Raw genomic sequence first — 19471 nt, 5'->3', positions numbered from 1 at the left:
GGGGCCCGCCGCAGTGAGGGAGGTAGCGCGTGGGCTGGCGGCGCATGGGCTCAGCTTGTCAGGGCCGTGCGGTTCACCGCCAGCCAGTCGCCCAGGCGTTGCGGTTCACGGCCAGCGAAGTATGTCACCGCATCGGTGACCACGTTCATGTGCCCTGCGCGCACGTTGGCATCAAAGGCGACCATGAGCTCAACGAATGGGTGGGGACCCCTGCGTCGCGCATCCCGGCCGCGAGCGCGTCGTCGGAGACCTTGACCACCTCGATGGGCTTGCCCAGTTGCTTGCTGGTCGCGGTTGCCAGCGCGTCAACGGTCAAGGCCACAGGGCCGGTGATGTCCTGGATCGATGACTGGTCCTCTGTGAGCAGGGCGCCTGTGGCCGCTGCCGCGCAGTCGAGGCGCGTCACATAGCCCACTGTCCCATCGCCGGCAGCGGTGTACCAGCGCCCCGACGCAAGCACCGAGGGCATCGTGAACAGCAGGTTGTCGAAATACCAGTTGTTACGCAGAATGGTGTAAGGGATGCCGGTGGCGATGACCGCCTCCTCACTGCTGCGATGGTCCGGCGCGAAGGGGATCAGACTTTCAGGTCCAGGGTTGGTCATCGAGGTGTAGAGGATATGCCCGACGCCAGCCTTGGCGGCCGCCTCGATCGCCGCCTTCTGCTGGCGGGCGAGCTTGCCAGGTTCACCCAAAGCATCGGTGGCAACGATCAGCAATCGATCGATACCCTCGAAGGCTTCGTCCAGGCTGACTGGGTCGTCGAAATCCACCCTGATTTTTGACTCGGCGAGCCCGCTGATCCGCACCGGGAACCGGCTCCCTGCGGTCACGTACCGGGCGCCTTGGGCGTTGAGCGCCCGCAGCACCTGAGTGGCAAACTTGCCCGAAGCGCCGGTGATGAAAATCCGTGCGTCGCGAAAATGGGGCATAGCATTACCTTTCAGGTTACAATAAAGAACTTGGTGCATTCTAGGAACTGTCGTCAAACTGCACAAGAAGGCACGCGTATGTCGCAAGGTAATCATAAGGGAACCACTCCACTGCCTTTGCCCACCCACGGCGAAAGTTGCCCGGTGCGTGATGTGCTTGATCGGCTGGGGGACAAGTGGTCGGTCTTGATTTTGATCACCCTTGCCAACAACTCCATGCGCTTCAATGAACTCCTCCGCGCCGTACCCGACATCTCCCGTCGAATGCTCGCCGAAACCTTGCGTCATCTCGAACGCGACGGGCTCGTCTGGCGCGAGGTGACCTCCACCACGCCGCCAGCGGTGCGTTACGGACTCACGGCGCTCGGTACCTCGCTTATGCCCCCGCTCACCGCACTCATCGCTTGGGCGGAGCACCACCAGCCGGCGATCGCCGTCGCACGTGCCAGATTTCAGGCGCAAGTGCCGACGCAAGCGTCAGTCAGGTAGGCCAAGCGTAACCGGTAACTGCCCGGCGTACTTGCCTACGCCTGTGGATTTTGCAAAGGCGATCGGAGAGGATTGCTAGCGAAGAGTTGCTTCCACATGCGTGGCGTCAGTTCGTGGACCTGACTGGCCGGATGCTGACCAACTCGCTGCAGGACATCGACCAGATAGTCATACGAATCGATTTCGTGCAGGCGGCAAGTGACGATCAGGCATCTGCATGATGCCGACCTGCCTGGCGCCGAGTTCGGTCCAGCAGAACAGCCAGTTCCGGCGCTTATCGAAATATTTCGATAAGCGCCGTTATCCTCGGTCAACTATTAGGCAAGCTACGCCGTCGCGAGCGTTCTCCTGTACGGTGGTCCGCATGCACAGGTTTGCATAATTCAGAGGCTTTCGAGGAATTTGAGGACGGCGTCGCTTGGGCGATAGCGTTTGCGTTTGGTCTCCGGGGGCGCGAGGGTCGCGAGGGCACGTTCCTTCATTGCCAGATCAGCCTCGACATAGCCATGGGTCGTGACCGGGCTCTCGTGACCCAGCCACAAGGCGATGACCGTGATGTCGACACCGGCCTGCACAGATGCATGGCCGTCGCGTGCCTCCAGGAATGGGGCGATATTCTGCGCCCCGCCAGCCGCGGACACTGCGTCGTCGCGGCCGTGATCGCGAGGGCAAGTCGGTCGGCCACATTCGTGCGAGTCATCGGTCGCCCGCTGCGGTTGGGGACCAGGGGCTGGTCTGCACGCAAGTCTGCATACTTCAACCAGTGACCGATTTCGGCCGCCGTCTCCTTCCACAGCGGCACGGTTCGTTGCTTGCGCCCCTTGCCCTGCAAGCGCACCGAGGACGTCGTGGCGAGCGTGACATCGGCCACCCGGATGCCGATCATTTCGGAAACTCGCGCGCCGGTGTTGTAGAGCAACGCGAACATGACCCGATCACGGTGACCACATCAGGTGCTCGTGTCGGGGGCGGCGAGAACGCCTTGAACCTCATCGCGGGAGAGATACTCGAGCAGGGGCCGCTCGAAGCGTTTCATGGGTATCGCCAGGACCTGCTGTGCGTGTAGATGTGCGGGACGAGGCGCCGGTGCGCCGGGCCGAAGAGCCCCTGCGGCGGCATCTCCGTCGCCGGATCGTCGCGCAGGCAGAAACGTGCGAAGCCACGCAGAACCTCGATACGACTCGCCCACATGAGCGGATTCCGCCGCCGCGAGGAGCGGGCCCATGCGATGGCCAGCGCCACCGTCAGGTGATCTGCCGTGCCGGCTTCGTCAGCAAAGCGGGCAAACGATTGAAGCTGCGTGGCATCGATGCTGAGCTTGAATCCGTGACGACGCCGATACGCCAGATACGTCTCGACCCGAGTCATCCATGAAACCAGGGCGTTCATGGCAGACTCCCGGGCCACAGCAGGGCCACGGTCCACAACCCTTCCAGATCGACGCGGGCGTAGGTGTTGGCCGTGTCGAGGCTTTGGTGGCGCAGAAGATCGGCGATCTCTTTGACGGAAGGCCGAGCGCCTGTTCGACGTGCTCGATCCTGCGACTCACGAAGAACGGGAAACAGATTTCGTCGAGTTCCCCGTAGACCGGCTAGAGGTACGCCGCTTTCAACTTCCCCGGCCCGGCACGCCGTGCCTTGATCGGCGTCTCGTCCATCGCCTTGACGCACGAGGCGCGAATCGAGTCGAACTGCGCGGTGTAGATCGGCTCGAGCAACCCGATGCCTTGTTGCCCGATTCTAGGCCTTGCAGTTCGACGCACTTGAAAGGCGGGGCCGGCGTGTCAGTTGAGCAGAGCGTGCTTCCAAATGTACGCCCCTGAGCAGGGTTCGTCTTCCCGCAAGATCGTCGCTTGGGCCAGTCGTTCGTACCAGAGCACTTAGTGGCGCTCTTGCAATGCTGCACTGCAGCGTGCAAACATCCAAAAAATCGATTATCGTTAATCGAAATTCGTGACAAGTCCGTCGCCAGTCGAGCAGCAGCGCCGCCACAAGTGCGATGTGCTGTCTCTAGGCGATTTCGAAGTTCAATTTTCAGAAAAGATATAGGTGAGAAGAGCGATGAATCAGCCAGCGTTGGGTAAAGAGGCAATTGGCATTGACCTTTTTGCGGCCGATGTTGCGTCGCCTAAAGGAAAGCCGCGCAGTCTGATTGAGTCAGTTATGCATAGGCTTCGATGCGAAATTGTGCAAGGAGTCTTGTCGGCAGGATCGAGACTGCTGATTGATGACCTTCAGCGGCGTTTCGATGTAAGTGGCGGGACAGTGCGTGAAGCCCTGAGCCTCCTGGTTTCTGACGGCTTGGTGCATGCCAAGACACAGCGAGGCTTTTTCGTGGCGCCAATGTCGTTGCAAGACTTGGAGGGCCTCACTCGAACCCGCATAGCGCTTGAGTGTGAATCTGTTCGCGAAAGTGTGAAGTGCGGTGGCTCTGAATGGGAGAGCAATTTGGTTGCCGCATATAGCGAACTCACTCGGTCCGATGAGCACGTAATGCGTAATCCGGACGACGAGTTTGACCGATGGGAGATAGCGAATCGCAATTTCCACCGTTCACTTATTAGCGCCTGTTCGTCCGATTGGACCTACAGATTCTTGGCTGTTCTGAATATTCACCTCGAGCGTTACCGGCGCCTTACGTCGACCCACACTTTGCCCGAGAGAAATGTCCACGCGGAGCACGAGCTCATTTTTCAAAGCGCGCTTGCGCGTGACGCAGAACAATGTTCCCTTCTGCTGCGTCAGCACATTGAGTCGTCAGTCAGTGTAGTTCGGCAGTTTGCATTGCTGCGGTGAAGCACCTACGCCGCAAGTTTAATTTATAGGTGCGTTTAACAGCTCTTCACCAAGGGCAATTGAGGAGACAAATATGAGTTCGTCAATTAACGAAGTTTCACAAGCCACGATTAGGCTTTCTCGAAAGTGGACTCCCGAGGAGATTCGTGGCCTCGTCGATCAAGAGCAAGGACTGCTTGATCCCCGTATCTATAGTGATCAGGATCTGTATGAGCTGGAACTGGAACGAATTTTTGCTCGTTCGTGGCTGCTTGTGTGCCACGAAGGACATATTCCAAATCCGGGTGACTATATAACGACGTATATGGGTGAAGACCCGGTGATCGTGGTTCGGCAAAAGGATCGCTCCATCAAGGTATTTCTGAATCAGTGCCGTCACCGTGGGATGGTCATTGAGCGCTCAACTTATGGTAATGCAAAGTCCTTTACTTGCACCTATCACGGCTGGGCGTACGACATTGCAGGCAATCTTGTCAATGTTCCGTTTGAAAAGGAAGCCTTCTGTGACAAGAAAGAAGGGGACTGTGGTTTCGAAAAAGCCGACTGGGGTCCGCTGCAGGCGCGGGTAGATACCTACAAGGGTTTGGTATTCGCCAATTGGGATGCAAAGGCGCCGGCCTTGATGGACTATCTCAGTGACGCCACGCCATATATGGATGTGATGCTGGACCGTACCGAGGCTGGGACTGAAGTGATTACCGGGATGCAGCGGACCGTTATTCCATGCAATTGGAAATTCGCAGCCGAGCAGTTTTGTAGCGACATGTATCACGCGTGCACTATGTCGCATGTGGCCGGTGTCGTTTCCAGCCTACGTCCCGATCAAGACCTATCCGACGTAAAGCTGCCTGTCACTGGGAACCAATTCCGTGCAGCGTGGGGTGGTCATGGAACGGGGTGGTTCAATGACGACTTCTCCCTGCTGTACGCAATTATGGGGCCTAAAGTTGTGGACTATTGGACAAAGGGTCCGGCCGCTGAACGTGCACAGGCGCGGCTCGGTAACAAACTGCCTGCGAACCGCATGGTTGCTCAGCACATGACCATCTTCCCGACCTGTTCATTCCTGCCGGGCATCAATACTGTTCGTACTTGGCATCCACGTGGACCGAACGAACTCGAAGTCTGGTCGTTCATCGTAGTCGATGCTGATGCCCCCGAGGAAATCAAGGATGAATATCGCCGAATGAATATCTTGACCTTCAACCAGGGTGGAACTTTCGAGCAGGACGATGGTGAAAATTGGGTTGAAGTGCAGCGTGTTTTGCGGGGGCATGTGGCCCGCAGCCAACCCTTCTGTGCATCAATGGGTGTCGGTAAACCAAATGCAAACAATCCAGATTTCCCAGGGAAGACTAGCTACGTCTACGGCGAGGAGGCTGCGCGCGGCTTTTATCACCATTGGAGCCGCATGATGTCCGAGCCGAGTTGGGAAACCCTCAAGCCGTAATTTACTACCGGCCACATTGCTATTCGTTCCGCACTAACCAAACAGATCAACTTGTCAGGCCAGTCTTGCTGATACTTCGATCCAAACGAAATGATGGAGACGTTCCATGTCCATAGAATTGACACAACCGTTTAATTATCTCGAAAAGCCTGTGAGTCTTGAGCTCCAAAACGCAGTCGAACAGTTTTACTATCGGGAAGCGCAACTTCTTGATCATCGTAAATATCAAGAATGGTTAACCCTGCTCACTGAGGACATCCATTATTGGGTTCCAATTCGGACCACTCAGACCACAAAAAATTCGAACCTGGAGTACTACGGTCCGGGATGTAACGCCCACTTCGACGAAGACCACAGTCGATTGACTGCCCGTATCCGTGGCAGGTTGTCAGGCCTTAACTGGACCGAAGACCCCCCTTCCCGATCCCGTCACATGATCACTAATGTGATTGTGCGCGAAGTGTCAGCTGAGAAGCTCGAAGTGAGTTCCGCCTTCTTGTGCTATCGCAATCGTCTTGAACGAATGACTGACATTTACGTCGGGGAGCGTCGCGATATTCTCCTACGGGCAAATGATGGTCTGGGTTTCAAGATCGACAAGCGCACAGTATTGCTCGATCAAGGCACGATCACGGCCAACAATCTGAGCATGTTCTTCTAAGGCTGGGGTATCGGAGAACCGACGACAGGGTTCGCACCGGGGGTGTGAATCCTGTCGTTCAGGAGGAAGCAATGAACGATAAAGCAATCCGCTGGTTCCTGGCTGCAATCGGCATTTTTTATTTACTAAATTTTTTGGGACTGCTTCCTGCCCGTAGTGCTGCCGTCCTGATGCTGATGTACCCCTCTGTCGGAAATGGCTTTCAAGGGGAACTCATGATGCTACTTCAGGATGCGTGGCTCGTGGTCGGGATGCAGCTTGGCGCTGTGGGGGTGCTCGCTCTTTGGGCCCTGCGCGAACCCATTCGCTATGCAGGCATTATTCCTGTCGTTGTGTTCATCGAGATTTTCGACGCAATGTGGGATGTCTATAGCATGGTCTTAAGTAGCGAGACCCTGTGGTTTGGGCTTACTACACTTGCTATTCATTTGGTGTGGATCATATGGGGAATCAGCCTCTGGCGCCAGGTAGGCGACCGCTTGAGTCAACCCCGTGCTGTTGATGCAGAAAGAAATTTAGCGGATTGAAAAGTTAAGTCCAATCTACGAGGTAAGGAATTATGGGTTTTGAGAAAGTTTGTGAGGTTAGTGATATCCCTGTCGGCGAAGCGCTCAAAGTTTCTGGCGAAGAATTCGATGTGGCGATCTTCAATGTAGACGGAGAACTATTTGCAACACAAGATCGTTGCACTCACGGCGATTGGTCTCTGTCCGAAGGAGGGTACTTGGACGGGGATGTCGTTGAGTGTTCGCTGCACTGCGGGAAATTCTGCGTTCGGACAGGAAAAGTCAAGGCATATCCACCGACTGAACCGCTGAAAGTCTTTCCGATACATGTAGAAGGAAATGCTGTTTACATTGATTTTAGCGCCGGAGATATTGCCCAATGATCAAGAGTATCGTCATTGTTGGCGCGGGACTCGCCGGGACAACGGCTGCGCGCGCCCTTCGTGCAAGGGGATATGCCGGGCGGATTCATCTGATCGGCAATGAATCCCAGCTGCCCTATGATCGCCCATCATTGTCAAAAGGGGTTCTAGGGGGGGCGCAGGAGATACCGCCTCTGCTGATGGAGGCCGCGTGGTTTGAGAGCGAAGGGATTGAACTGCATCTGGGCGACCCCGTATTTGCGATCAACGCCAAGGAGCGCCTTGTAACCCTGCACTCAGGTTTGAGCCTGGACTTCGACCGGCTTTTGTTCGCCACCGGAATGCGACCGCGCAAGCTGTCTATTCCTGGCGGCAATCTGGAAGGCGTGTTCAGCCTTCGCAACTTCGCGGATTGCGCCGCGTTACGCCAGGCCTTCACGGCGGCGAAATCGCTCGTAATTATCGGTGGCGGTCTGATCGGCTGCGAAGTGGCGACCTCCGCGCGCAAAGCGGGACTTGAAGTCACGATCCTGGAATGCGCCGATGAGTTACTGACGCGCGTTCTAGGCCGGCAAATTGGCGCGTGGTGCCGCGAGCAACTCGAGGCAATGGGCGTTCGCATCGAATTGAATGCGCATATTTCGCATCTTAGCGGTGAGCGCAGTGTGCGTTCGCTGGTGTTTGCTGATGGCAGAGAGGTGGAAGCCGAACTCGTATTGGTCAGCATTGGCGGCGATCCGGAAGATACCCTGTTGAATGCAGCTGGCGTCGCCTGCAATCAAGGCGTAGTTGTCGATGCGTGCGGACAAACATCATCGCCCGATATTTACGCCGCTGGCGACGTAGCTGTGTGGCCCCTAAGGCACGGGGGCCGCCGCGCGCTAGAGACCTATATCAACTCGCAGCAACAGGCGGAAGCGGCGGTAGCCGCGATGCTAGGCGAATACAATCCGGTGCCCCAAGTCGCTACATCGTGGACCGAGATCGCAGGGCACCGCATCCAGATGATTGGGGATATGCAGGGACCCGGTGAATATGTGCAGCGCGGCGAGTTCGAACCCAATCAGCAAACCGTGCTGTTCCGGGTTTTGGACGGCAAGGCGCTGGCTGCGGTGGCGATTAATTCGACCAAGGACTTCGGTGGCGTAAGCCGTTTAGTGATGTCCGAAATAGAGATAGTGCCTGACCACCTCGCTGATACGGATATCAGCATCCGCGAACTACTCAAGGGGAATGCGGCGCGAACCGTAACCGCCTAGATGATGACTACGGACAAAATATGGAATGTATGTCGCGCTTCAATTTGGGGATAGCAAAATGAATCTGAAAGATCAGGTTGTCTTTATTACAGGCGGTGCATCTGGGCTTGGTCGTGCGCTCGTCGAACGCTTCGTTACAGAAGGTGCAAAGGTAGGGGTGCTCGACAGATCCGAGAAAGGCATCCAAGAACTAGAGTCGATGCATCCAGGGCGGGTGATCGGAGTCGCGGGTGATGCCCGCTTGCTGGCTGACAATAAAACCGCAGTCCAGCGGTGCGTGGATTCCTTTGGAAAGATCAATACTCTGATTCCCAATGTTGGAATCTGGGATTACAACACCCCGTTGGTGGATATCCCAGACGAAAGGATCGATGAGTCTTTCGACGAAATCTTTCAAATCAATGTCAAATCCGGTCTCCTCGCGGTGAAGGCTGCTCTTCCTTATCTCGTTTCGAGTCGGGGGGGGGTGATATTCACGATTTCAAATGCTGGCTTTTATCCCAATGGCGGCGGCCCGCTATATACCGCATCGAAGCATGCACTGATTGGTGTTGTAAAAGAGCTTGCTTTTGAACTGGCCCCCTATGTCCGCGTCAATGGTGTAGCGCCTGGAGGCATGGCAACGGATTTACGCGGCCCGCAATCGTTGGGCATGGGGGATCGTTCCATTTCGAGTATTCCGCTTGGCGAATTACTTGAATCCGTCCTCCCAATTGGTCGAATGCCCGATGTGAGGGAGTACACCGGAGCGTATGTATTTTTTGCCAACCACGGAGATGCAGCTCCAGCCACCGGCGCTGTTCTCAACTACGACGGTGGGATGGGCGTTCGCGGCCTCTTCTCTGCAGTTGGTGGCAAAGATCTTGAAGAGAAACTGAAACTACAGAAGTGATTCATAACTAACCAAGGAGAAATAGGATGGAGATCAAGGCATTGGGTTATATGGGGTTTTCCGTAAACGATGTTCCGGAATGGCGGCGGTATCTCACCAAGCTGGCCGGTTTGATGGAAACGCCATGCTCAACAGATGAACAGGCCCGTTTTCGAATGGATTCGAGAAGCTGGCGTATTGGCGTAGAACAAGGCGACTTGGATGATCTGGCATTTGCAGGATTTGAAGTTGCTAATCCTAGTGCTCTAGAAAAAATGCGTGTCCGACTTCAGGAAGCTGGAGTAAAAATCATAAGCGATGTTGGCGATCTCGCGAAAAAGCGCGATGTGCTTGATCTGATTGCCTTCAAAGACCCGTTCGGCATGCAAATAGAAATCTTCTATGGCGCGGGGGATTCCTACGAAAAACCCTTTGTTTCGCCAACCGGCGTAACAGGCTTTCAAACGGGAGACCAAGGGTTGGGGCACTATTTTTATGCCGTTCCAGATGTTGTCAAGGGTTTGTCATTTTACGTTGACGTGCTTGGCTTTAAATTGTCGGACGTAATCGATATTCCTTTAGGTCCGGATATGACGGTACGTGGCCACTTTCTGCATTGCAATGGACGTCACCATACCATGGCAATCGCTGAAGCCCCCATGCCTAAGCGCATCCACCATTTCATGCTCCAAGCCGCCACGCTGGATGACGTTGGGCATGCATGTGATCGTTTGGACGGTTTTGATTACCAAACTACCGATTCCAATCTTGGAGTTGCTGAAGAAAAGCCCAATAGCTACCTGACCACCACTATTGGCCGGCATGTAAACGACCATATGGTTTCATTTTATGCCCGGACGCCATCAGGATTCGAAATGGAATTTGGTTGGGGCGCTCGTGCTGTTGACGATTGCAACTGGACAATGACCCGCCACAGTCGCACAGCCATGTGGGGGCACAAGTCGCTCCGGAAACAAAAATAGCGTGTGATCAAACTATTCTTCCCAAACGGTGGATTTTCAGATGTTTGGGGGGAATAGGAAAACGCCTTTAGGACAAAGTGATAGCTGAATGATTTTCTAAACAAAAGCTATCGGTCTATGACGGCAGACGGGTGATTTACTAAAGTTCCGAATAGGAGATTGAATGGCATGATGGATGAAGATATTGTCACCAAGCTGGGAGACGAGCTTTACGACGCATTATGTGCAAAAAGAATGCTCGAGCCTTTGAGCAACCGTTATCCCGGTATCTCAGTTGATGACGCTTACAGAATTCAGTTACGGATGATTTCCTGCCGCCAAAAAGCAGGAGAGAGAATTGTTGGAAAGAAAATTGGAATCACAAGTCGGCCTGTAATGGATCTGCTCAAGGTCTATCAGCCTGATTTTGGGTATTTGCTCGATGGAATGTCTATCTGTGACGGAGCGCGCATTCCAATTGAATCGCTTATTCAGCCCAAAATTGAAGGCGAAATTGCCTTTGTGTTAAAGCGCGACTTGATGGGGCCAGGAATCAGCGCAGCCGACGTCCTTGCGGCTACCGATTTTGTTATGCCTTGCTTTGAAATTGTCGATTCGCGTATTCGGGACTGGAAAATCCAGATACAGGATACGGTAGCAGACAACGCTTCCTGCGGCCTATTCGTGCTCGGAAACACCATGGCCGATCCGAGGAAGCTTGATCTAACAACTTGTGGCATGGTCTTGGAAAAAAATGGTGAGATTGTGGCGACAGGAGCAGGGGCGGCGGCGTTGGGGTCTCCTATCAATGCTGTAGTTTGGTTGGGGAATACACTTGGTGGCCTGGGAATTCCACTTAAGGCAGGAGAAATTATTCTTTCTGGGGCGCTTGCGAGTATGTTTAGTATTCATGCAGGCGACCATTATCGTGTGGCAATTGGAGGTATCGGTAGTTGTTCCGTCTCCTTTGTCTGACTGGATAGCCATTGACGTGGGGTTATTGGACGCCACTAAGTCACTATGCCACTCCGTGTGTTGCGGTATTCCTCAGCAATACTGATTTCCAATAGGCTAAGTTTGCAGGGGGACGTGCCATGCAAATAACGCCACCGCCAAAAGAATTGTGTATATGTGCATGTCAAATCTATGCTTTATGAATTGGAGTTTTAATGAACAAGATTAAGTGCGCCCTGATCGGCCCGGGCAACATCGGCACCGATCTTCTGTACAAACTTAAGCGCAGCCCCTTCCTCGAACCGGTGTGGATGATCGGCATCGACCCCGAATCCGAAGGCCTCAAGCGCGCCGCCGACATGGGCCTCAAGACCTGTGCCACCGGCGTCGATGGCTTCCTGCCGCATGTCCTCGCCGATAGCATCCAGATCGCCTTCGATGCGACCAGCGCCTACGTCCATGCCGAGAATAGTCGTAAGCTCAATGAGCTCGGCGTCCTGATGATCGACCTGACGCCGGCGGCCATCGGCCCCTACTGCGTGCCGCCGGTCAACCTCGTCGAGCACGTCGGCAAGCGCGAAATGAACGTCAATATGGTCACCTGCGGCGGACAAGCCACCATCCCGATGGTCGCTGCCGTCTCCCGTGTCCAGCCGGTCGCTTACGGCGAAATCGTCGCCACTGTCTCTTCGAAGAGCGCCGGCCCCGGCACCCGCAAGAATATCGACGAATTCACCCGCACGACCGCCGGTGCCGTCGAAAAGGTCGGCGGCGCCAAAAAAGGCAAGGCCATCATCATCATCAACCCGGCCGAACCACCGCTTGTCATGCGCGACACCGTGCATTGCCTGACCGAAACCGCGCCCGATCAGGAAAAAATAACTGAATCCATCCACGCCATGATCAAGGAAGTCCAGAAATACGTGCCGGGCTATCGCCTGGTCAACGGCCCAGTATTCGACGGCAACCGTGTGTCCGTCTACATGGAAGTCACCGGACTCGGGGATTTCCTCCCGACCTACGCCGGTAACCTCGACATCATGACTGCTGCCGGTGCCCGTACCGCCGAAATGTTCGCCGAAGAAATTATTGCTGGTCGCCTCACCCTCGAACCCAAGGTTGCTACCGGTTCCCCCAAACTGGCCGGTTGCGGTTCCAACTGATACGGAGAAAATAATCATGACCGCCAAAGGCAAGACCGTTACCGTCCACGACATGACCCTACGCGACGGGATGCATCCCAAGCGCCACCTGATGAGCCTCGACCAGATGGTGTCCATCGCCACCGGCCTTGATGCCGCTGGCATTCCGCTGATCGAAGTCACCCACGGCGATGGCCTCGGTGGGTCATCGGTCAACTACGGATTCCCGGCCCATACCGATGAAGAATACCTCGGCACCGTCATCCCCAAGATGAAGAACGCCAAGGTCTCCGCCCTGCTGCTCCCCGGCATCGGCACCGTCGACCACTTGAAGATGGCGCGCGACCTCGGCGTCAACACCATCCGTGTCGCCACCCACTGCACCGAGGCTGACGTCTCAGAGCAGCACATCACCATGGCCCGCAAGCTCGGCATGGACACCGTCGGTTTCCTCATGATGAGCCACATGAACAGCGCCGAAGGCCTGGTCAAGCAGGCCAAATTGATGGAAGGCTACGGCGCCAACTGCATCTACGTCACCGACTCGGCCGGTCACCTGCTGCCGGAAGGCGTCAAGGAACGTCTCGGTGCTGTGCGCGCTGCCCTCAAGCCGGAAACCGAACTCGGCTTCCACGGCCACCACAACCTGGCCATGGGCGTCGCCAACTCCATCGCCGCCATTGAAGTCGGCGCCAACCGCATCGATGCTGCTGCGGCCGGCCTCGGTGCCGGTGCCGGTAATACGCCGATGGAAGTCCTGATCGCCGTGTGCAGCCTGATGGGCATCGAAACCGGTGTCGATGTCGCCAAGATCACCGACGTTGCCGAAGACCTCGTGGTGCCAATGATGGACTTCCCGATCCGCATCGACCGTGATGCGCTGACCCTGGGTTATGCCGGGGTCTATGGCTCCTTCCTGCTCTTTGCCAAGCGGGCATCCGCCAAGTACGGCGTGCCGGCCCGCGACATTCTGGTCGAGCTGGGCCGCCGCGGTATGGTCGGCGGGCAGGAGGACATGATCGAGGATACCGCCATCACCATGGCCAAGGATCGCTCTATTGCCTCCGCATAATGCCACTTGGCGCTGAGCCTTTTATATATTTAACAGGGGGAGAGATGCAAATGAATCAATATACGGAATCTACAACCAGCAGGTTTGCCAAGATCAACGAGAAGGGATTTGAAGACTTCCAGGTTCATTTCAACGAAGCTGGCGACGGCGAGGCCGTCATCATGTTGCACGGTGGTGGGCCCGGGGCAGGTGGATGGAGTAACTATAGCCGCAATCTGGGCCCGCTGGTTCAAGCAGGTTATCGCGTGATTTTGAAGGACTCACCAGGATTTAATAAGTCTGACCCCGTCGTAATGGACGAACAGCGAGGTCTGGTGAACGCACGCGCCGTCAAGGGTTTGATGGATGCCCTAAACATCGAAAAAGCGCACCTGGTGGGCAACTCGATGGGGGGGGCCACCGCACTGAATTTTGCCATCGAATATCCGGAGCGCATCGGTAAGCTCATTCTGATGGGGCCGGGGGGGCTTGGCTCGAGTCTTTTTTCCGCGATGCCCATGGAAGGCATCAAATTGCTTTTCAAGCTGTATGCCGAGCCTACGCTTGAAAATTTGAAGCAAATGCTATCGGTATTTGTTTTTGATCAGACCCAGATCACCGATGAACTGATTGAGGGCCGCTGGCGGGCGATTCAGCATAATCAAGTACACCTTCGAAATTTTCTTGTCAGTACGCAACGCGTGCCATTGAGTGCTTGGGACGTTACATCGAGATTAGGAGAGATCAAGGCAGGAACGCTTGTCATCTGGGGGCGCGACGACCGCTTCGTACCTCTTGACCATGGATTGAAGTTGGCTTGGCACATCCATGATGCGCGCTTGCATGTCTTGCCTCGGTGCGGTCACTGGGCGCAATGGGAACATGCTGAAGAGTTTAATCGCTTGTTGATCGATTTCTTACAACATTGACACCAAAGGGGGCCCGATTGACCACTTTACTACGTAACCACCGGTTACGAACGAGAAGTAAGAATTTCGGATTTTCGAGATCAATAATCAGAAGCAATTAAACAGAACAGGAAGTAAGCCACCGCTTAGAAAAAACGGGGTTGATTTCTTTAATTAACATATAAAAATGGAGGAGGCTGTATGCAATTCAATCTTAAATCTAGTGTAATGGGCGTTGCTCTAGCAGGGGTATCCTATACTGCCTTGGCGACAACAAGCGATGTTTATCGCTTTGTCGGTCATGGTCCAGTTTCTGGGGCATTGGGTGGGGCCGCTACAGCCTTTGACGTCGGTGCGGCCGGCATGATGACAAATCCCGCTACCTTATCCCTTGGCAAGCCTGGGGAGGAAATGCACCTTGGAATGGACGTCATTTTTACAGATCTATCAATCAAGAACACCGCGACGGGCGAATCCGCAAAATCCAAAGAGCATTCCAGCAACCGAGGACCCTATGCGGCTCCGCAAATGGCATATGCTTATCGTGCCGAACGATTTGCATTCGGTATTGGAGCCTTTGCACGTGGCGGAGTAGGCACAGAGTACGGAAAGGATAGCTTTCTTTCACGTGCAACAGGTGGATTGGATACGGGTTTGGAAAATTCAAGTCGCTTATTGACACTAAATATACCCATGGCCGCAAGCTTTCAGATGACTGATAGTCTTGCCGTTGGCGCAAGCGTGGATGCAGTGTGGCAGGGACTGAATTTAGATATGCTCCTCGGGGCCGATCAAGTGGGTTCCCTAATTGGCGCCGGGCGTGCGCAGGGAAGTTTGATCCCTGTGCTTGGAGGGTTGCCAGATATGCGTGGTGCGCATTTGAGCTTCACCAAGAATGAGCCAATTGCGAGTGGCGCCGACGCCTGGGGCTGGGGAGGGAAAATCGGCCTGACGTACAAGGTCAGCAAGGATACGATCCTAGGTGCTTCGTACGTTCTTGAAACACATCTTGATGACATGACTGGGAGTGCTACCCTTACCGCAATTGACGGCTTGGTAGGCCAAGTCAAGCTAGATGGAAAGATTCGTATTAAAGACTTCCAATCGCCGGCACAATTGAATTTCGGAATAAGCCATCGTTTTGACGATCAGTGGATGGTCGTGGCGGATATCTCCAGGGTATTCTGGAAACATGCAGTAAAAGATATTCATGTCTCCTTTGTTTCAAACGCTGGTCAAAATATCGATATTGATCTGCCTCAAAACTATAAGGACCAGACTGCATTGTCGTTGGGTGTCGCCTACACTTCCGGAAAATGGACATTGCGCGGAGGTGCTCGTGTTACTACACAGGCTTTGAGATCGGACACGGTATTGGCTGTAATCCCTGCCATTCCAAATAGATTCGGGACTCTTGGCTTTGGTTACCAACTTACACCTATGAGTAGTTTTGATTTTGCTTGGACTCATTCATTTAAAAAGACGATGCAAAACTCTTCATTGCCAAACACGTCTGCTCCTATCGAAATAAATCACGCCCAAGATAGTGCCACTTTTGCCTTCACTTATCGTTTTTGGGTTTGATATTAAGTTGAAATTGTCATGGTTGTGCAAATCTTAAAATTACAAGATTCTACCTGTTTTAATATTTTATGGTGAATTAACTAGGAAATTGAAATGACCAACGTAGAAATTGGAAAAGAAATCGTCGCTGCTGGAATTAAGACCAATTATCACGAGCTCGGAACAGGAGATCCTGTTTTTCTTATTCACGGATCGGGTCCAGGTGTCAGCGCTTATGCAAATTGGCGCTTGGTGTTGCCAACACTGGGGCAATTATTTCGCGTCATAGCACCGGATATGGCGGGGTTCGGTTTTACAGAGCGCCCGAAGAATTACATCTACTCAAAGGATAATTGGGTTGGGCACATCATAGGTATGCTTGACGCATTAAAAATCGAGCGTGCAGATTTTATTGGGAATTCTTTCGGTGGTGCCCTTGCAATCGCAACCGCCGTTAAGCACCCCGAACGCGTTGGCCGTTTGGTCTTGATGGGCGCAGCAGGAACACATTTTGAACTTACCCCTGGGCTGGATGCAGTTTGGGGTTATACGCCGTCAATTGAAAAAATGCGCAACCTGCTGGATATATTTGCCTTCGATCGTTCGCTTGTGAATGATGAACTTGCAAAACTGCGTTATGAGGCAAGCATTCGGCCAGGCTTTCAAGAGTCATTCGGCAGTATGTTCCCCGCTCCTCGGCAGCGCTGGGTTGACGCACTGGCGAGCTCGGATGAGCAAATTCGCAACCTCGCGAATGAGGTGCTTTTGATTCACGGCCGTGATGACCAGGTGGTACCACTGTCAAGCAGTCTTCGTCTTTTTCAACTATTGGAGAACGTCCAGTTGCATTCTTTTGCTCGCTGTGGGCACTGGGTGCAAATTGAAGCCGCCAATGACTTTTGTAGATTGGTTGTAGACTTTCTTAGCAAGCCGCATTGATTGAGCGTTCTGCGCATCCGGCGAAATTTCTTCTTCCAGATAATTGGGTAATGCGTCCGAATTGATTGGAAGGAGAAATCGAGTTGATGGTCTCATGAAGGCGTTACCGCTGGTTGTGGAACCAAGTCCTTCTTATACAAGACTCACATAGCCTCATCGTGTATCGCCTGCATGGTCGTGGTCGCGTCCAATGAAAGGGCTGTTTTAGTTGCGAAGGAAAGTCGCCTTCCTTTGCGCTCTTCCGCCCCGCGTCCCGTCTGACTCGGAAGGCTGTGCAGATCTACTGTGGTATCGCTACCGACCGCGCCTATCCACCACGTACCGGCCCGTACAGCCATATCGATCTGACGCACGCCTTGGCTGTTATTGAACGGGTCAAACATACCTGGTTCGGAACGGCTTGGACGCGAGGCTGCGAGCAAATCCCATTGGGTTCCCGTCTAGTATTTCAGTAGCGCCTGACGAGTAATTCATCGCTTCTGGATAGGCGGTCCAACCGACAGTCCTCGTGATTTGACTAGAACTGCAAGTATCCCGAGGCTGCAAGTGGAACCGTACGGTAACATCACGATGGAGGACAAACCATGGAGTTGCGCCACCTTCGCTGCTTCGCTGTCCTGGCGGAGGAACTGCACTTCACCCGTGCTGCTGAAAGGCTGCATATCGAGCAGTCCCCCCTGTCCCGTACCATCAAGGAGCTCGAAGACGAACTTGGCGCACTGCTATTCGATCGTGACCGCCGCGGCACACGGCTGACACAGGCCGGTGCAGTTTATCTCCAGGATGTGCTTCGGTTGTTCTCGACGCTGGAACTTGCCCGTGAAAACGTAAAAGCGGTTTCGTCAGGCTATCAGGGGATTCTTCGCATCGCCGTCCCCTGCGGCTGCATCGATCCGCGGCTATCTGGCTTTCTCGCACGCTGTCGCGAGGAAGATCCGGAAGTCGAGATACGTTTGACAGAAGCGACGCTGGCCGAGCAGGTGCGCGGACTGCGTTCGGGCAGCTTCAATGTGGGGTTTGCACATACCACCGACGTCGGGGATGGAATCGTTGCCGAACCGATCTGGATTGATCCGCTGGTCGTGGCCGTATCGGCACGGCATCCGCTGCTCGTTCACAAGCAGGTGCCCTTGGAGGAGTTGGTGCGTTATCCGCTCGTAATGGCTGATCCCCGGTTGTTCGGGCGGAGCAATTGCGAGCTGGATCGATTGCTGCACACCGCGACGGGCAAACCCGGCGCCGTCGAGCACGTCGCCTCGATGGACATGATGCTGACGCTGGTCGCAGCCGGTTATGGCGTTGGGTTCGCGAACGCTGCACGAATCAGAGTTTGTCATCGCCCCGACGTGGTGACTCGTCCTCTCGCGGCCCAAAATGTCACCCACACCACGTACCTGTTACGACCGGACAGTGGCGCGGACACCCCTTGCGCCATACCTCTGGACCGCTTTATGGCGCGTCTACACGCTCAAATCGACGAGTAACAGGCAAAGCCCGGTGCCGTTCACCGGTTACGTCTTTGGCCCCGAGCGCAGGTTATCCTCCGTCACAGCGATCAGATCAGCGGCACTTCTGTTCAGAGCCCCGGCGATTCTGAGGATCAGCGCCAGCGTGGGCATGTGCTCACCCCGTTCTATCTTTCCCATGTGGGAGCGCTCGATTTCCGCCAACGACGCCAGCTCCTCCTGAGCCATTCCCTGTTCCATCCGTGCCGCACGAACCGCCAGGCCGAAGGCCAGCGCAGGCTCAGGTTCGTAGGTGGTCGATCCGACAGGGCGGCCTCGCTGGACAGTACGCTTTTGCATCGGCAAAAGCGTCGAATATCGCGATACTTTTAACCACGTTAAATTTAACTCTTTGCTATGATGCTTGCTGCCACGGTCTGGCCTCCATCACGAAATGGCATCCATGAGTGCCCCCAGCCAATCGTCGATACTCAAACTCGCCGTTTCGGCTGACGCGCTGTCGCCACAGCTGGCGACCCTACTTGCCCTGCAACGTGCCGAGGAGCCGGAAACCCTCGTCCTGCTGCAGGAGGTCACTGCCGGCGATCTGGTCCGTGGCCTGGAAAACGGCGATTGCGACATGGGCATGGCGGTGAGGGCGACGTCAACGCACCTGGCGTTGGACACTCAGCCACTTTGGGGTGACGAACTGGCTTTGGCGGTTCCGTTACGCTCGCCGCTGCTTGCCCACGTCGAGGTGTCATTGGATGCGCTGCTGCACTATCCACTGGTTCGGTGGTGCCCACGGGCATGTGAAGCGCTGAGCCAGCAGGTTGATGCTGTCATTGGGCCTGAAGACCGTTCTGCCCGGGAGGTCAATTCCTTCGAACTCATGGCTCTGCTGGTGGCGGCAGGCTACGGTGTCGGCATTGCGCCCCGATCGCGCATCGCGCAGGCACGTGGCTGGGGTGTTGCCATGCGCCCCCTGGCCGACGGTCCCTATCTCATCCGAACCCAGTTGCTGCTGCCGTCGCGAGGGTGTGTGCCGGCTGTCGAGAGGTTTGCCGAACGGGCGGCGAAGATCACGGAGACCAGGTCGGCGTGATCAGGCGTCCATCGTACGTTCGCGTGTTTCCAGACGAAAGCGGCACGCGGCATCTTGCTGTGCAAGTTCGCCATCGCG

Annotated in this window: 21 protein-coding genes and 2 pseudogenes; 17 read left to right on the top strand and 6 right to left on the bottom strand. The window is 54.9% G+C overall.

Going from position 1 to position 19471, the window contains the following annotated elements:
• Positions 1-145: 145 nt before the first annotated feature.
• Positions 146-931, bottom strand: coding sequence for an NAD(P)H-binding protein (locus ETQ85_RS02655; protein WP_169145348.1), 786 nt, complete (start codon positions 929-931; stop codon positions 146-148).
• Between the two features lie 78 nt (positions 932-1009).
• Between ETQ85_RS02655 and ETQ85_RS02650 the strand changes: the two genes are divergently transcribed.
• Positions 1010-1420, top strand: coding sequence for a winged helix-turn-helix transcriptional regulator (locus ETQ85_RS02650; protein ID WP_076600364.1), 411 nt, complete (start codon positions 1010-1012; stop codon positions 1418-1420).
• A gap of 35 nt (positions 1421-1455) precedes the next feature.
• Here ETQ85_RS02650 and ETQ85_RS02645 read toward each other — a convergent pair.
• The 4 genes and pseudogenes from ETQ85_RS02645 to ETQ85_RS26820 form a co-directional block, all read right to left on the bottom strand.
• Positions 1456-1693, bottom strand: a pseudogene (locus tag ETQ85_RS02645) (transposase domain-containing protein); the annotation flags it as partial.
• A gap of 205 nt (positions 1694-1898) precedes the next feature.
• A complete protein-coding gene (locus ETQ85_RS26825) occupies positions 1899-2306 on the bottom strand; it encodes a tyrosine-type recombinase/integrase (RefSeq protein ID WP_235943307.1) in 408 nt (135 codons plus the stop codon).
• Between the two features lie 146 nt (positions 2307-2452).
• Positions 2453-2809 (bottom strand): hypothetical protein, encoded by a 357-nt coding sequence (locus ETQ85_RS02635; protein WP_235943322.1) that lies wholly within the window; start codon positions 2807-2809, stop codon positions 2453-2455.
• 121 nt (positions 2810-2930) lie between these two features.
• A pseudogene (locus ETQ85_RS26820) lies at positions 2931-3176 on the bottom strand (IS66 family transposase); the annotation flags it as partial.
• A gap of 304 nt (positions 3177-3480) precedes the next feature.
• Between ETQ85_RS26820 and ETQ85_RS27400 the strand changes: the two are divergent.
• From ETQ85_RS27400 to ETQ85_RS02550, 15 genes are all read left to right on the top strand, one after another.
• The gene (locus tag ETQ85_RS27400) at positions 3481-4215 is read left to right on the top strand and encodes a GntR family transcriptional regulator (protein ID WP_084204918.1); all 735 of its coding nucleotides are present in this window, start codon (positions 3481-3483) and stop codon (positions 4213-4215) included.
• A gap of 73 nt (positions 4216-4288) precedes the next feature.
• A complete protein-coding gene (locus ETQ85_RS02615; protein ID WP_076600363.1) occupies positions 4289-5665 on the top strand; it encodes an aromatic ring-hydroxylating dioxygenase subunit alpha in 1377 nt (458 codons plus the stop codon).
• Between the two features lie 106 nt (positions 5666-5771).
• Complete coding sequence (locus ETQ85_RS02610) at positions 5772-6326, top strand: aromatic-ring-hydroxylating dioxygenase subunit beta (RefSeq protein WP_076600362.1); 555 nt, start codon at positions 5772-5774, stop codon at positions 6324-6326.
• A gap of 71 nt (positions 6327-6397) precedes the next feature.
• On the top strand, positions 6398-6853 hold the full coding sequence (locus ETQ85_RS02605; protein WP_148577556.1) for a BphX family protein: 456 nt from the start codon (positions 6398-6400) through the stop codon (positions 6851-6853).
• Between the two features lie 32 nt (positions 6854-6885).
• A complete protein-coding gene (locus ETQ85_RS02600; protein WP_076600360.1) occupies positions 6886-7215 on the top strand; it encodes a non-heme iron oxygenase ferredoxin subunit in 330 nt (109 codons plus the stop codon).
• Positions 7212-8453: an NAD(P)/FAD-dependent oxidoreductase gene (locus ETQ85_RS02595; protein ID WP_076600359.1), complete on the top strand. Its 1242-nt coding sequence runs from the start codon at positions 7212-7214 to the stop codon at positions 8451-8453. The genes ETQ85_RS02600 and ETQ85_RS02595 overlap by 4 nt, the downstream gene beginning before the upstream one ends.
• A 58-nt stretch (positions 8454-8511) precedes the next feature.
• Entirely contained in the window at positions 8512-9345 is an 834-nt protein-coding gene (gene bphB, locus ETQ85_RS02590; protein WP_076600531.1) for a cis-2,3-dihydrobiphenyl-2,3-diol dehydrogenase, read from the top strand.
• Between the two features lie 26 nt (positions 9346-9371).
• Positions 9372-10307, top strand: coding sequence for a VOC family protein (locus ETQ85_RS02585; protein WP_170879032.1), 936 nt, complete (start codon positions 9372-9374; stop codon positions 10305-10307).
• 171 nt (positions 10308-10478) lie between these two features.
• On the top strand, positions 10479-11261 hold the full coding sequence (dmpE, locus tag ETQ85_RS02580; RefSeq protein ID WP_076600529.1) for a 2-oxopent-4-enoate hydratase: 783 nt from the start codon (positions 10479-10481) through the stop codon (positions 11259-11261).
• A 194-nt stretch (positions 11262-11455) separates the two neighbouring features.
• Positions 11456-12403: an acetaldehyde dehydrogenase (acetylating) gene (locus tag ETQ85_RS02575; RefSeq protein ID WP_076600358.1), complete on the top strand. Its 948-nt coding sequence runs from the start codon at positions 11456-11458 to the stop codon at positions 12401-12403.
• Positions 12404-12419: 16 nt separating this feature from the next.
• Positions 12420-13454: a 4-hydroxy-2-oxovalerate aldolase gene (dmpG, locus tag ETQ85_RS02570; protein ID WP_076600357.1), complete on the top strand. Its 1035-nt coding sequence runs from the start codon at positions 12420-12422 to the stop codon at positions 13452-13454.
• A 50-nt stretch (positions 13455-13504) separates the two neighbouring features.
• Positions 13505-14362 carry a 2-hydroxy-6-oxo-6-phenylhexa-2,4-dienoate hydrolase gene (gene bphD / locus ETQ85_RS02565; RefSeq protein ID WP_076600356.1) on the top strand — a complete coding sequence of 286 codons (858 nt, stop codon included), beginning with the start codon at positions 13505-13507 and terminating at the stop codon, positions 14360-14362.
• Between the two features lie 180 nt (positions 14363-14542).
• Entirely contained in the window at positions 14543-15925 is a 1383-nt protein-coding gene (locus ETQ85_RS02560; RefSeq protein WP_148577555.1) for an OmpP1/FadL family transporter, read from the top strand.
• A gap of 93 nt (positions 15926-16018) precedes the next feature.
• Entirely contained in the window at positions 16019-16843 is an 825-nt protein-coding gene (locus ETQ85_RS02555) for an alpha/beta fold hydrolase (RefSeq protein ID WP_076600354.1), read from the top strand.
• A gap of 584 nt (positions 16844-17427) precedes the next feature.
• A complete protein-coding gene (locus ETQ85_RS02550; protein WP_076600353.1) occupies positions 17428-18327 on the top strand; it encodes a LysR family transcriptional regulator in 900 nt (299 codons plus the stop codon).
• A gap of 27 nt (positions 18328-18354) precedes the next feature.
• Here ETQ85_RS02550 and ETQ85_RS02545 read toward each other — a convergent pair whose 3' ends face one another.
• Positions 18355-18648 (bottom strand): helix-turn-helix domain-containing protein, encoded by a 294-nt coding sequence (locus ETQ85_RS02545; RefSeq protein ID WP_050417855.1) that lies wholly within the window; start codon positions 18646-18648, stop codon positions 18355-18357.
• A 103-nt stretch (positions 18649-18751) separates the two neighbouring features.
• On the opposite strand from ETQ85_RS02545, the gene ETQ85_RS02540 reads away from it, so the two are divergent.
• A complete protein-coding gene (locus ETQ85_RS02540; protein WP_076600352.1) occupies positions 18752-19393 on the top strand; it encodes a LysR family substrate-binding domain-containing protein in 642 nt (213 codons plus the stop codon).
• Positions 19394-19471 lie beyond the last annotated feature (78 nt).

Origin of the sequence: Zoogloea oleivorans (genome assembly GCF_008107625.1) — a bacterium.
Classification (GTDB): Bacteria; Pseudomonadota; Gammaproteobacteria; order Burkholderiales; family Rhodocyclaceae; genus Zoogloea; species Zoogloea oleivorans.
This window is presented reverse-complemented; position numbering and strand designations above follow the sequence as displayed.

Excerpts from the sequence above, each read along its gene's own strand:
- ETQ85_RS02655 (WP_169145348.1), bottom strand. The coding sequence starts at position 931 with ATGCCCCATTTTCGCGACGCACGGATTTTCATCACCGGCGCTTCGGGC.
- ETQ85_RS02650 (WP_076600364.1), top strand. The coding sequence starts at position 1,010 with ATGTCGCAAGGTAATCATAAGGGAACCACTCCACTGCCTTTGCCCACC.
- ETQ85_RS26825 (WP_235943307.1), bottom strand. The coding sequence starts at position 2,306 with ATGATCGGCATCCGGGTGGCCGATGTCACGCTCGCCACGACGTCCTCG.
- ETQ85_RS02635 (WP_235943322.1), bottom strand. The coding sequence starts at position 2,809 with ATGAACGCCCTGGTTTCATGGATGACTCGGGTCGAGACGTATCTGGCG.
- ETQ85_RS27400 (WP_084204918.1), top strand. The coding sequence starts at position 3,481 with ATGAATCAGCCAGCGTTGGGTAAAGAGGCAATTGGCATTGACCTTTTT.
- ETQ85_RS02615 (WP_076600363.1), top strand. The coding sequence starts at position 4,289 with ATGAGTTCGTCAATTAACGAAGTTTCACAAGCCACGATTAGGCTTTCT.
- ETQ85_RS02610 (WP_076600362.1), top strand. The coding sequence starts at position 5,772 with ATGTCCATAGAATTGACACAACCGTTTAATTATCTCGAAAAGCCTGTG.
- ETQ85_RS02605 (WP_148577556.1), top strand. The coding sequence starts at position 6,398 with ATGAACGATAAAGCAATCCGCTGGTTCCTGGCTGCAATCGGCATTTTT.
- ETQ85_RS02600 (WP_076600360.1), top strand. The coding sequence starts at position 6,886 with ATGGGTTTTGAGAAAGTTTGTGAGGTTAGTGATATCCCTGTCGGCGAA.
- ETQ85_RS02595 (WP_076600359.1), top strand. The coding sequence starts at position 7,212 with ATGATCAAGAGTATCGTCATTGTTGGCGCGGGACTCGCCGGGACAACG.
- bphB (WP_076600531.1), top strand. The coding sequence starts at position 8,512 with ATGAATCTGAAAGATCAGGTTGTCTTTATTACAGGCGGTGCATCTGGG.
- ETQ85_RS02585 (WP_170879032.1), top strand. The coding sequence starts at position 9,372 with ATGGAGATCAAGGCATTGGGTTATATGGGGTTTTCCGTAAACGATGTT.
- dmpE (WP_076600529.1), top strand. The coding sequence starts at position 10,479 with ATGGATGAAGATATTGTCACCAAGCTGGGAGACGAGCTTTACGACGCA.
- ETQ85_RS02575 (WP_076600358.1), top strand. The coding sequence starts at position 11,456 with ATGAACAAGATTAAGTGCGCCCTGATCGGCCCGGGCAACATCGGCACC.
- dmpG (WP_076600357.1), top strand. The coding sequence starts at position 12,420 with ATGACCGCCAAAGGCAAGACCGTTACCGTCCACGACATGACCCTACGC.
- bphD (WP_076600356.1), top strand. The coding sequence starts at position 13,505 with ATGAATCAATATACGGAATCTACAACCAGCAGGTTTGCCAAGATCAAC.
- ETQ85_RS02560 (WP_148577555.1), top strand. The coding sequence starts at position 14,543 with ATGCAATTCAATCTTAAATCTAGTGTAATGGGCGTTGCTCTAGCAGGG.
- ETQ85_RS02555 (WP_076600354.1), top strand. The coding sequence starts at position 16,019 with ATGACCAACGTAGAAATTGGAAAAGAAATCGTCGCTGCTGGAATTAAG.
- ETQ85_RS02550 (WP_076600353.1), top strand. The coding sequence starts at position 17,428 with ATGGAGTTGCGCCACCTTCGCTGCTTCGCTGTCCTGGCGGAGGAACTG.
- ETQ85_RS02545 (WP_050417855.1), bottom strand. The coding sequence starts at position 18,648 with ATGCAAAAGCGTACTGTCCAGCGAGGCCGCCCTGTCGGATCGACCACC.
- ETQ85_RS02540 (WP_076600352.1), top strand. The coding sequence starts at position 18,752 with ATGAGTGCCCCCAGCCAATCGTCGATACTCAAACTCGCCGTTTCGGCT.